The organism is Mesorhizobium sp. M0808 (assembly GCF_040320025.1).
GTDB lineage: Bacteria > Pseudomonadota > Alphaproteobacteria > Rhizobiales > Rhizobiaceae > Mesorhizobium.
Genome location: NZ_JAMYOX010000016.1, coordinates 33,421 through 45,330, shown reverse-complemented (window position 1 = coordinate 45,330; position 11,910 = coordinate 33,421). Strand labels below are relative to the sequence as shown.

The window sequence follows — 11,910 nt, the reverse complement described above, 5'->3', positions numbered from 1 at the left end:
TCGCCGCTAGTTGGCATCGTCATCGTCCGATCCGTCAGCGTCGTTACTGTCATCCGACGCATCGTCATTACTGTCGGTGCTGTTTTCGTCTTCACCATCTGCCGACGGGTCGTCATCGTCATTCTGATCGCTGGAATCGTCCTGATCATCGGAATCATTGTTGTCAGTGCTGTCATCCGACGCATCGTCATCCGTGCTATCGTCGTCGGTGTCGGTGCTGTTCTTGTCATCATCACCGTCCGTTGAGTTTTCATCGTCGTTCTGATCGCTCGAATCGTCCTGATCGGAACTGTTGTCGTCGGCACTGTCGGCCGGGCTATTGTCGTCGGTGTCGGTGCTGGTATCGTCGTCGTCAGCATCGGGAGAAGACACATTTGCGTCCGGATTGGCGTCGCCAGGCTGCGAGTCGTCCTCGCGATAGCTCGTGTCATTGAGGCCCGTCTCCATCTCGTCGTCATACTCATCGACGATCTGCGTCCACTCCTCTCGATTGTCGACGCTCGTCCATTGCGAGATATTGTTCACCGAGATGTTGGTGTTGAAGTTGTTGACGGTGATGTTGGTGTTGACCTCGACGACGTCTGTGACTTCTGTCCCGCGGTTCACGCCAAACAGGAAACTGGTGGCACTCACGGCAAGGGCGGCCCAAACGAGTCTGTCGACGTCGCCCGGCGCCGAAATCGGTTGATGCCGCACTGTGGCAAGCACGTCACCCGGTCGGATACCTTGCCGCGCGGCAATGCCATGGGGTGCAACAGCCAGGACATACACGCCGCGAAGTTTTGGCGGGATCTGGTAGCGGTGCCGAGAGGCGTGATTGATCGGTATCAGAACCGCATCAAGAGCCCGGGAGACGTAGGGTTTCGGCAGATCATACTTGCTGGCATGCGCAATATTGATCGTTTGCGGGACGGCTACGCTTACGACGGCCGTCATTTTCACTGACGTTGCCAATGCACGGGCGAACTGTACGATCAGTCTGGATTTTCGAAGACTTCGCATTTTCCACATCCTGCAGCTGATGAACCTATGTCCCAGATGCCCGGCGCCCGGAGCGCTCCCCCGCTAGTTGTTCTCCTCCTGCACCAACGGCGTGCGCGGCAATCTCCAGCGATCATCACCGTCATTCCGTAACTGTCTCGGCAAAACACTTTGCCAGGTCTTGCGGCGCTCCGAGCTTCTTCGCCCAGGATACCAGTTCAGGTTTCTCCGACGGCTCGGCATAGCCGCCCCATACGTCGCGAAACTGCTTCTTTCCGTCGACTGTCTGGAAGAACATCACGCCGTCGTCGCTCACCGGCGTGGAGACGTAGGCGGCGCTCCAGCTGCCGCTCTCCATGATCGTGAAGAACTTTGCCTGAGCGGGCTTGAACTTATTGGTCATCGCCGAGACGACGAGAGGGGCATATTCCTGCTTGCGCGCCTTCGTCACTTCGACCTTTATACCGTCACAGGCGTTATTCGCAGCGAAAGCGGACGTCAGCGTCATTCCCAGCCCCGTGAGGCCGACCATAACGATTTTGGCATGTCGCCGGACCAGGCCGCTGAATTCAGACATGATTGGCTTCCTCCTTGTTCGCCCCCCCTTAATCGGAATCGTCATCGTTCGATGAACTGTCATCGTCCGGTGTATCGACCTCGCAGCCGATGCCGCGGCAGCCTTGGTAGTTGCCTTGCGTATCGAAGTTGGGATTGCCTTCTCTGTCGTACTGCGGTCTGTCGTCGATACTTTGATCCCCGTCATCAGGATCGTCGACTTTACATCCGAGCCCATGGCAGCCGATGTAACGGCCCCTGGTATCGAAGTTGGGATTGCCGTTCCTGTCGAACTGCGGCCGGTCGTCTATCTTCCGGCTCCCTTTATGGGACCGATCAACCAGGCAGCCCTTTCCGCGACAACCATCGTAGTCGTCGGTGGTACAACCGACGATCGCCATCAAAGCAGTGGCCAAGGCCGCACAGATTACGAGTTTCATGATTCATTCCTCCGACTGGCTGGCGGCGGACATCGTCCATATCGGAAGGCCATTGCAGGCGGCGATCCCCGCTTTTGCCGCGAAGGCTGGCGCCAATCGGAGGAGGGCAAAGCTTCGCCGGCCATCAAACGAGAGCCAGGCTGTGGGCGATGCATTCGACGACTTAGCCGACGGTTGCCGTAATCTCTTACGTGGGAGGGAACGCTCCCAGCGGGGGCCGCCGCATTAGCGAGTGTCAATATTCCTCTCCATGCTTAGTGCCCCGTCCGCCCAAGCATGTTTCAACGATCCGCTGACGCGGCTGTGCTTCCAAGAAATGCATCCGAGGCAGCCTATGACAAGGACAAATCCCAATATCGCAGGATTGAATTTTGCAAATGCTTAATAATTCGGAATCAGCACGGGCTATCTTAGCAGATACTGAAATGTGATCAGTAGCAAGATTCAGGAATGCTTCCTTAGTTTTGTTCTCATTAAGCCGAGCTAGTACAAGTAATATTCTATGTTGTTGTGAATTTTGCGCCAGCTCTACAAAAAAGGCGCGACGATACCACATCTTATACAATCTCCCTAATCGCGATCTATTGTGGTATTTTTTCGAACCCAGCCAACCGTTGCGAGGGCCGAAAGAAACGCGCCCCTTTGCCCGACTTTTCAACGCTGCGGCGTGCCAAATAGGGGCGCAGTGGGGGCGCCGCGGCCGCGTTGTGGGCATCTTCCCAGTCGGATTGTCATCGGGTAGCGTGCAGGGGCGGCACGTGAAGGCGCTCTCTTTGGCGAATGCACTGCTGCACCTTCAGCAGTTGCCCGTCAGAAGATGGGGCTGGTGTCACAACCAGGTGCTTGCCGCGACAGATTGTTCCCGTCGCGGTTCATTTCAGCACCGAAGCGAGGGGGAAGAGATGCACAACCGATTTCGGCAGTGCCTGCGGAAAGTGTCGCTGGCGGCATTGACGATGCTGGCGCTAAACATCCCGGTCCACGCGGCTGATCTCGTCATTGCAATGCCGAACTGGCCGTCGGGCCAGGCGACGGCAAATATCCTCAAGGTCAGCCTGAAGGAAAATTTCGGGCTCGATGCCGACGTGCGCGAGATGGGGACGCTTATTGCCTTTGCCGGTCTCAATTCGGGTGAGGTGGATATTCATCCCGAAATCTGGCTGCCCAATCTGGACAATCTGGTGAAGAAGTATGTGGACGGGGCCGGCACGGTGGCCATCAGCCCCATTGGAGTGCCGGCCTGGCAAGGCATTTGCGCGACGCGTGAGGCAGCCGACAAATTTGGAATTCACGACGTTTCCGACCTCAGCGATACGAAGAAAACCGCCGCGTTGGATACTGATGGCGACGGACGTGGCGAACTCTGGATCGGCGCTGAGGGTTGGTCCTCGACCGCTATCGAGCGCGTCCGCGCCAACAGCTATGGTTATGCCAAGACGATGACCTTGCTGGAGACGCCCGAGGATGCCGGAATGGCGGCTGTCGATGCCGCGGTCGCCACGGATCATCCAATGGTGTTTGCCTGCTACGCGCCGCACTACGTCTTTGAGCTGCACGACATTGTCCGGCTTACCGAGCCGCCCTTTGATCCGGCAAAGTGGAAGATCGTGCTGCCGTCAGAAGATCCGCTCTGGGTCTCGAAGTCCAGCGCGCCGGTATCATGGGATACCGCACATTTCCATATCGCCTACGCCACCTCGCTGCGCAATAAATATCCGAAGGTGGTGGCGTTCCTGGAACGGGTCGACCTGAGGCCCGAGGAAATCACCAAGATGAGTTATGCGCTCCAGGTAGAGCGTCAGGATCCTTACGAATACGCCAAACAATGGGTTGCCGCACAAGGCGCACGGGTGCACGGGTGGGCAAATCCATGAGCGGAAATCCTATGTTCGCGGAACCCGGCACCGTCCGGCGGCGCTCCCTCACGGCAGTCGTCGCCGCGGCGTTCGGTCTTGTCGCGGTGGCGGCGCTGGCTGCGGGAACACAGGTTTTCGACCCGAAAAGCCACAAATGGGTGGACTACGATCGCACCAAGGCGCGCAAATACTACGCCGCGCATAATGAGGTGCCCGAGGCATTTCGTCCGCAGATGGTCAAATTCCGCACCGCGGAAGTGCCAGGCACGATCATTATCGATGGCAATCAGCACTTTCTCTATCTTGTGCAGCCGGGTCAGCGGGCCATGCGCTACGGCATCGGCGTGGGCCGGGAAGGGTTTGGATGGGCCGGCATCGTGCGCGTCGGCCGCATGGCGGAGTGGCCGACCTGGACACCTCCGGCCGAAATGGTCGCTCGCGATCCGAAGGCGGTAAAATACGCCGGAGGCATGGAGGGAGGGCCCGACAACCCGCTCGGCGCAAGGGCGCTCTATCTCTATGAGCGCGACCAGGACACGATCTACCGGATCCACGGTACCCCGGAGCCTTGGACGATCGGGCTCGACGTGTCATCGGGGTGCATCCGTATGAGGAACGACGACATCGTCGATCTCGCATCCCGCGTCAAGGTTGGGGCCAAGGTCATCGTTCTCATGCAGGGGGCCGCCCTCTACAAAGGTGTATGAAGCGGCATTCGGAGAGGGACAAGCAATGTCGGGAAAAAATGCAGTGAGAACTTCGATCCGGGGGACAGCAATCGGATTCCTGGCTGGAGCCGTTAGCGCTTGTGTCAGCACGCCACCGCCGCCGCCTCAGGACCAGATGTCCAGGACCAAGGTCGAGACGGCCCCGGCGGACCTTCAACTGCTTTGCGCCAATGCGGTCGCCAAGGCGAGCGGTGTCGACAGCACGAAGATACTTCCGGTTTCATCGAGCAAGCTCGATTCCAAGACCTATCAGGTCGAACTCGATGCCAGTGGCAAGAAGACAAGCTGCCTCGTGGATACCGACGGCAACGTCAAATCGGTTGAGCCCGTCTGATCCGCTCTGGTTGACGAATTCGCAACCAACCTGACGATGCGCCCTGGCTGCAGACATGACGATGTTTGGGGCGGCCAGCCGCGATGAGCGGTTTGGAGAGCCTGGCAAACCGCGCGCCTGCCTCACCCCAGCCCGATCCGCTTGGCGCCTTGCCGGAACAGCGCCTCGGCGTCCGGCTCGAAGCGGAACGTGCCGATGAAATCGTCGGCGCAGTAGTTCGGCAGCATCTTGCGCAGCGCAGCGGCGAAACTTCGTGCCTCGTCCAGCCGCCCCGCCAGCGCAAGGCAATGCGCGGCAATCGCGAGGATGATGGCGTGGGCGTTCGGACGCGCGGCTGCTTTCAGCGCCCATTCGGCGGCTTCGTCGAACTGGCCGAGCCGGACATGCGACATCGCCCTGGCGCCCAGCATACCGAACAGCAGCGGATCGAAGGGGCTCAGATGCCTGGAATGGTCGGATGAGCCGATCGCAGCCTGCGGGTCGCCGGACTGCGAATGGACGAAAGATAGCGCATAGTGGCCGAGCGCGAAATTCGGGCTGAGGTCTACGGCGCGTTCCAGCTCGATGAGGGAGCCGTCCTGCTCGCCGCGCAGCCACAGCGCCCGCCCCATAGCCCAGTGAGCGGCCGGATTGTGATCGTCGACGAGCAGGCTCTGGCCGGCTGCCTCGAAGGCCAGGGCGCTTTCGTGGTCGCGGTCGCCCCAGCGCTGGAAGGCATTTTGCCAATGGGTGAAGGAGAGGCCGGCATAGGCGCGGGCGAACGTCGGATCGAGCTTCAAGGCTATGTCGAAGAAATGCCGGGCCTGCTCGTTTTCAGCGCGGGTGAAGCGATACATGTGCCAGAGACCGCGGTGGTAGGCTTCCCAGGCGTTCAGCGAATTGGGCGCCTTCAACATGGCGCGGTTGCGCTCGACCGTCTCGATCTCGGCCGAGATCGACGAGACGATGCTGTTGCCGATGTCGTCGAGCACGGCAAAGATGTCGTTCGGCTTGCGCTCGAACGTCTCGGCCCAGACGATCCTGGCCGTGCGCACTTCGACCAGCTCGACCGCGACGGTGACGCGGCCGGCCTGGCTGCGTACCGTGCCGGTGGCGACATAATCGACATTGAGCCGACGGCCGGCATCCTCCGGCCCAATGTTTTTTTCGGCGAGCGCAAACACCGAACCGCGCGCGATGACGAAGAAATCCCTGAGCTTGGCCAGGCGGGTGATGATATCGTGGGTCAGGCCATCGGCGATGCCTCCGCGTGGGCCGCCGTCAGCCGTCTCTTCGGCAAACGGCATCACCGCAAGCGAAGCCTTCTGCGATGCAGCAGTGTCGGAATTGGGAAGCACAATTGACGCGTGAGGGGCCGCGGGTACGAGTGACGGTCGCGCCCAGAGCGTAGCGGCAGGTCGTTCGTTGCGGATCGTGCGCCATGCCTCACGAACGGGTCCGAAATCCAGATCCTCCGAAGCAAACAGCTGCGCTGCGGAAGCGAGATGTTCCTCGCACGCGTCAAACTGGCCGCGCTGCGCCAGCCCTTTCAGAAGAGCCACATGCGCGCGCCCGTCGAACGGAGCGAGTTCCAGCCATTTGTCCAGATGCGAAGACAATCTGTCGGCATCCACCGGAAGCTTGTTGACGAGATGTTCCAGGATTGCGGCGTGCCAAGAGCCGAAGCGGCGGCGCTGGGCGATCAGCCAGCTGTTGAAATGCGGGCTGCGGTCGATCTCCAGCCCATCGAGAAAGTCGCCGGCGAACATTCCGGAAAGAGCCTGCAGCCGCTCTAGACCGAGCGTCTCAACGCCCTTGGCGGCGGCCGAGGCTATGTCGACAGCGTCGACGGAAGCACCTCTCAGATCAAGCGCGATCGTGTCGCCTGGTGTCTCGACCCTGCGATGATGCGGTTCATCGAGGATGCCTCTAAGCTTGCTCAGGCACCAGCGAAGCTCGCCGCGCGGGTCGTTCGGCACATCCCACAAAAGCTCGCAGAGGCGGCTGCGGCCGACCGGATGCGGCGCCAGCGCCAGATAGGCGAGCAGCGCACACAGCTTGCGCGATTTTGGGAGCTGGATGATGATGCCGTTGCGTGCGATCGTCAGGGGTCCGAGCAGACGCACGGAAAAGCCGGCCACCTCGCCGTGGAGGCTCGATCGGGCGGATTCCACGTGCGTTTCCACGCCTGCTCCCACGCTGGCCAGTCGGCCTTTGTTTTATCACCAAACGCGACACGGTGCATCCGGCAACGAATTCCCGCTCCGGATGCTGGCATTGCCGGAGGCAAATGTAGCGCGGCAAGGTCTCGAAACCTCGCCGCCCAAGCCACCGGTCTGTAACCGGCCCGTGACGACAAGAGACAACGACAAGGCGAGGAGATCGACATGTTGCATCAACAGAAAATCAGAACCACCGCCGGGCGCGGCCGTCTGTTCGACAGCATTCTCGACACGGTCGGCGATACGCCGGTGATCCGCATCAATAATCTCGGACCGGACCATGCCACGATCTATGTGAAGGCCGAGTTCTTCAATCCCGCCGCCTCGGTGAAGGACCGGCTGGCGCTCAACATCATCGAGGAAGGCGAGCGCAGCGGCGCTCTAAAGCCTGGCCAGACCGTGGTCGAGGCGACCAGCGGCAACACCGGCATCGGCCTTGCCATGGTCTGCGCCCAGAAGGGCTATCCGCTGGTGGTGACGATGGCCGACAGCTTTTCCATCGAACGCCGCAAGCTGATGCGCATGCTGGGCGCCAAGGTGGTGCTGACGCCGCGCGCCCAGAAGGGTTTCGGCATGTACAAGAAGGCGGCGGAGCTCGCCGAAGCCAATGGCTGGTTCCTGGCCCGCCAGTTCGAAACCAAGGCCAACGCCGCCATTCACGAAGCGACGACGGCGCGCGAGATCATCAACGATTTCGCCGGCTCGCGGCTCGACTGCTTCGTCACCGGCTACGGCACGGGCGGCACCGTCGCCGGCGTCGGACGCGTGCTGCGCCGCGAGCGGCCGGAGACCCGGATCGTGCTCGCCGAACCGGCCAATGCGCAGCTTATCGGCAGCGGCAAGCCGCAGCAGCGCGGCACCAGCGGCGCGCCTGCCGCCAGCCATCCGGCGTTCGAGCCGCATCCGATCCAGGGCTGGACGCCCGACTTCATTCCGGACGTGCTGCAGGAGGCGATAGACGCAAGCCTCTATGACGAGGTGGTGCCGATTGCCGGGCCCGAGGGCATGAAATGGGCCAAGGCGCTGGCGCAGAAGGAAGGGATTTTCACCGGCATCTCCGGCGGAGCGACCTTCGCGGTGGCGCGGCAGATCGCGGAAAAGGCGGCGCCCGGCTCGGTGATCCTGTGCATGCTGCCCGATACTGGCGAACGCTACATGACGACACCGCTGTTCGACGGCATCGAGGCGGAGATGGACGCCGAGGAGACTGCGCTTTCGCAGTCGACGCCCGGCTGCCAGTTTCCGGCGTGACGGCGGCATATCGGGAGCGACCTGCATGGACACGCCGTCTGGATTGCCCGCCACGACCGCCGAGGAAACGCTTGACCCCTCGGACTGGGCCGACGTGCAGGCCCTGTCGCATCGAATCGTCGACGATGCCGTCGCTTACCTGCGCGATGTCAGAGAGCGGCCGGTGTGGCAGGAGATGCCTGGAGATGTGAGGGAGTTCTTCACCGCGTCCCTGCCGCAATCGCCAACGCCGCTGGCCGATGTCTATGGCGACGTTGTCAAGAAGCTGATGGCCTATCCAATGGGCAATATCCATCCGCGCTTCTGGGCCTGGTACATGGGGTCGAGCAATTTCACCGGGGCGCTCGGTGATTTCCTGGCGGCGATCCAGGGCTCCAACCTCGGCGGCGGCAACCACGCCGCCGCCTTGATGGACGGCCAGGTCGTCGATTGGCTGAAGCAGATGCTGGGCTTTCCGCAATCGGCCAGCGGCACGCTGGTCAGCGGCGGCTCGATGGCCAACATCATCGGGCTGACCGTGGCGCGCAACGCCAAGGCCGGCATCGACATACGCGAGCACGGCGTTGCCGGCATCGACAAGCCGCTGCGTTTCTACGGCTCCGACCAGCTTCACTCCTGTCACCGCAAGGCGATGGAAGTGCTCGGCCTCGGCAACCGGGCGCTGCGTCGCATCCCGAGCGATGCCGGGCTGCGGATCGACATCGCTGCGTTGCGGGCGGCGATCGCCGAGGACCGCAACGCCGGCTTCAAGCCGGCCTGCGTAATCGGTACGGCCGGCACGGTGAACACCGGCGCAATCGACGATCTGCAAGCGCTGGCTGACCTGGCGGCAAAAGAGGATCTGTGGTTTCACGTCGATGGCTGCATCGGCGCCTTGCTTGCGATTGCGCCGGACAATTCGCATCGCGTTGCCGGCATCGAGCACGCCCACTCGATCGCGCTCGATCCGCATAAATGGCTGCACGCGCCATTCGAGGTCGGCTGCGCGCTGATCCGGGATGCCTCCGTGCATCGCGGCACGTTCGCGGTGACGCCGGAATATCTGGAATCGACGCCGCGCGGCCTGGCCTCCGGCCAATGGCTGCACGATTACGGCCTGCAGACGACGCGCGGCTTTCGCGCTCTGAAGGTGTGGATGGCGTTGCGAGAGCACGGCATCGAAAAGTTCGGCCGGCTGATCGACCAGAACATCGCGCAAGGGCATTATCTCGGCGCGCTGATCGCGGCCGAACCGGCACTCGAACTGGTAGCGCCGGTGAGCATAAACATCGTCTGCTTTCGCTACCGCGCGGACGGACTGGGCGGGGAGCGCCTGAAAGCGCTCAATACCGAGATCATGTTGAGGCTGCAGGAAGAAGGCATCGCCGCCATTTCCGACACGACGGTGCATGGCCAGCATAGCCTCAGGGTGGCGATCAACAACCACCGCACCCGGCGCGACGATCTGGACCTGCTGGTGCGGGAGACCGTGCGGCTTGGACTGGAGATTTCAAGGCCTGGCGTGGCTCTTCCTTCTCCCCTTGTGGGAGAAGGTGGACGCGAAACGGCCGGATGAGGGGTGTTCCAGCTTGATACTGACGGCACTCCGTCCGCACCCCTCAACCGTCTTGGCGCTGCGCGCCAATCCACCTTCTCCCACAAGGGGAGAAGGAAGAAGGAGCGGCGCTGGCCCCGACAATGGTCGTCTGCAAGGCTACGCCTCGAGCCAAACCTTCTCGAAATGCTGCTCGAGCGACTGGTGCTGCTCGCAGCCATGCACGCCCTTGCGGTAGGTGCGGTAGACCGAGCGCCAGTAGGGCTGGATGATGACGCCGGAATCGCGCAGATTCTGTTCGATCTTGGCCATGAGCTCCTTGCGGGCGCCGGGATCGGGCATCGCCAGCGCCTTGTCGAGCAGACTGTCGAATTCCGGATCGGCGTAGGCGCTCTCGTTCCACGCGGCGCCAGACTTATAAGCGAGCGCCAGCACCTGGACGCCGAGCGGCCGGCCGAGCCATTCCGTGCAGGAGAAAGGATATTTGCTCCAGTCGTTCCAGAAGGTCGCGGCCGGCAGCACGGTGCGCTTGATCTTCAGCCCGGCCTCGCGCATCTGCGCGGCGATGGCGTCGCCGGTGCTCTTCTGCCAGTCGACGTCGACCGAGATGAGTTCGTATTCGTGGTCGGCCTTGCTGGCCTCGGCGAGCAGGGCCTTGGCTTGATCAATGTTGCGGACGGCCGGGCCGATATCGGCATATTCGGGATGCATCGGCCCGACATGATGGTTCTCGGCAGGCTTGCCGCGGTTGTCCATGCCGATCTTCAGCACGGCGGCGTTGTCGACGGCGAGCTGGGCGGCGCGGCGCACCTTGATGTCGTCATAGGGCGGATTGCCGATATTGAACCGCGCGACGATGGTCGAGCCGGTGGCGATTTCCGAATTGCTCAGGCCCATGGAGTCGGTCTGCGCAACCGTGTCGGAGGCGGTTTCGTGGTCGGTGTCGATCTCGCCCGATTCAAAGGCCGACAGCATCGCATTGGGGTCGGAGCCGTAGTCCACCCATTTGATGCCGTCGAGGTAGAACTCGCCCTTCCACCATGGCTCGTCTTTGCGGCGGACTTCGGCGCCGACTTCGGCGTCCCATGCCACGAGTTCGCAAGGCCCGGTGGTGATCGCCAATGCCTTCAGCGGATCGCCGTCGCCTTCATAGCTGCGGTGCATGATCAGCGCCGGGTAGTCGGCCATGCCGGCGATCAGCGAAATGTCGGGCTTCGGCAAATTGAGCCGAACGGTGACGTCGTCGACGCGCTCGATGCCGCCGTCGACGGGCTTCTTGGTATCGGCGTTGACCAGTGCGCCCATGCGCGCGGCGACCGAATTGCCGGCGACGGACGCATCGCACCAGCGCGTCAGATTGTGGATCACGTCGTCGGCGTTGAAGGTGTCGCCGTTCGACCAGGTGATGCCCTTGCGGACATGCAGCGTCAGCACGCGGGCGTCGTCGCTGGTTTCCCAGCTCTCGAGCAGCCATGGCTCGAAGGTGAAGTCGCGCTTCCAGCGCACCAAATATTCGTTGCACTGGCGGGCGACGTTGGACATCTCGACGCCGTCGAAGGTGCGCGGATCCTTCCAGCCCTTGACGTTCATGGCGACACGCAAGATGCCGCCGCGCTTCGGCTCCTTGGCCCTGGCCGGTGACGGCGCAAGCCCGCCGAGCGCCAGCGCGCCGGTAGCGCTGACGCCGAGCGCAGCCATGGTGGCGAGATATTCGCGCCGGTTCATCTGGCCTTTCTTGAAGCCATCGGCGACGGGCTCGGCCTGCGGATGCAGTTTTCGATCGGTCAGCATGAACTTCATTGTCGTCATTCCCCTGTTGTTGGGCACCTCTGCCGATCGCCAAACGCGGGGGACGGATGCGATCGCCGGAGCCGCCATTGCCTCGGGGATGATAGGGCGAGCTCCCGTGGGAGAGTGTTCGGACTTCCGCAGTTCTTGTGCGCTGTTCCGCAAACGGAAGGTCCCCCTCACCCGGATTGCCAACCGAATTACGAAGAGCAATTCGGGGCAATCCGACCTCTCCCCCGGGG

Annotated in this window: 10 protein-coding genes; 5 read left to right on the top strand and 5 right to left on the bottom strand. The window is 62.0% G+C overall.

All coding sequences use genetic code 11. The annotated features are described in order from the left end of the window. Positions 1–6: 6 nt before the first annotated feature. From NKI25_RS19135 to NKI25_RS19125, 3 genes are all read right to left on the bottom strand, one after another. Complete coding sequence (locus tag NKI25_RS19135; protein WP_352591847.1) at positions 7–942, bottom strand: PDZ domain-containing protein; 936 nt, start codon at positions 940–942, stop codon at positions 7–9. 181 nt (positions 943–1,123) lie between these two features. Next, positions 1,124–1,558: a hypothetical protein gene (locus NKI25_RS19130; RefSeq protein ID WP_352591850.1), complete on the bottom strand. Its 435-nt coding sequence runs from the start codon at positions 1,556–1,558 to the stop codon at positions 1,124–1,126. A gap of 28 nt (positions 1,559–1,586) precedes the next feature. Beyond that, entirely contained in the window at positions 1,587–1,976 is a 390-nt protein-coding gene (locus NKI25_RS19125; protein WP_352575394.1) for a hypothetical protein, read from the bottom strand. 584 nt (positions 1,977–2,560) lie between these two features. Here NKI25_RS19125 and NKI25_RS19120 point away from each other — a divergent pair. The 3 genes from NKI25_RS19120 to NKI25_RS19110 all read left to right on the top strand — a co-directional run bounded on the left by NKI25_RS19120 (position 2,561) and on the right by NKI25_RS19110 (position 4,894). Next, positions 2,561–3,850: an ABC transporter substrate-binding protein gene (locus NKI25_RS19120; protein WP_352591853.1), complete on the top strand. Its 1,290-nt coding sequence runs from the start codon at positions 2,561–2,563 to the stop codon at positions 3,848–3,850. Positions 3,851–3,861: 11 nt separating this feature from the next. Continuing rightward, complete coding sequence (locus NKI25_RS19115) at positions 3,862–4,539, top strand: L,D-transpeptidase (RefSeq protein ID WP_352591856.1); 678 nt, start codon at positions 3,862–3,864, stop codon at positions 4,537–4,539. A 136-nt stretch (positions 4,540–4,675) separates the two neighbouring features. Then, positions 4,676–4,894 carry a hypothetical protein gene (locus NKI25_RS19110; protein WP_031212349.1) on the top strand — a complete coding sequence of 73 codons (219 nt, stop codon included), beginning with the start codon at positions 4,676–4,678 and terminating at the stop codon, positions 4,892–4,894. 122 nt (positions 4,895–5,016) lie between these two features. Here the strand turns inward: NKI25_RS19110 and NKI25_RS19105 are convergent, their stop codons facing one another. Further along, positions 5,017–7,059, bottom strand: coding sequence for a transcriptional regulator (locus NKI25_RS19105; RefSeq protein ID WP_352999069.1), 2,043 nt, complete (start codon positions 7,057–7,059; stop codon positions 5,017–5,019). Between the two features lie 201 nt (positions 7,060–7,260). On the opposite strand from NKI25_RS19105, the gene cysK reads away from it, so the two are divergent. After that, a complete protein-coding gene (cysK, locus tag NKI25_RS19100) occupies positions 7,261–8,346 on the top strand; it encodes a cysteine synthase A (RefSeq protein ID WP_352999067.1) in 1,086 nt (361 codons plus the stop codon). A 25-nt stretch (positions 8,347–8,371) separates the two neighbouring features. After that, positions 8,372–9,901: a pyridoxal phosphate-dependent decarboxylase family protein gene (locus NKI25_RS19095; protein WP_352999065.1), complete on the top strand. Its 1,530-nt coding sequence runs from the start codon at positions 8,372–8,374 to the stop codon at positions 9,899–9,901. A 138-nt stretch (positions 9,902–10,039) separates the two neighbouring features. Here NKI25_RS19095 and NKI25_RS19090 read toward each other — a convergent pair whose 3' ends face one another. Beyond that, positions 10,040–11,680, bottom strand: coding sequence for an ABC transporter substrate-binding protein (locus NKI25_RS19090; protein WP_352591870.1), 1,641 nt, complete (start codon positions 11,678–11,680; stop codon positions 10,040–10,042). Between the last annotated feature and the right edge of the window lie 230 nt (positions 11,681–11,910).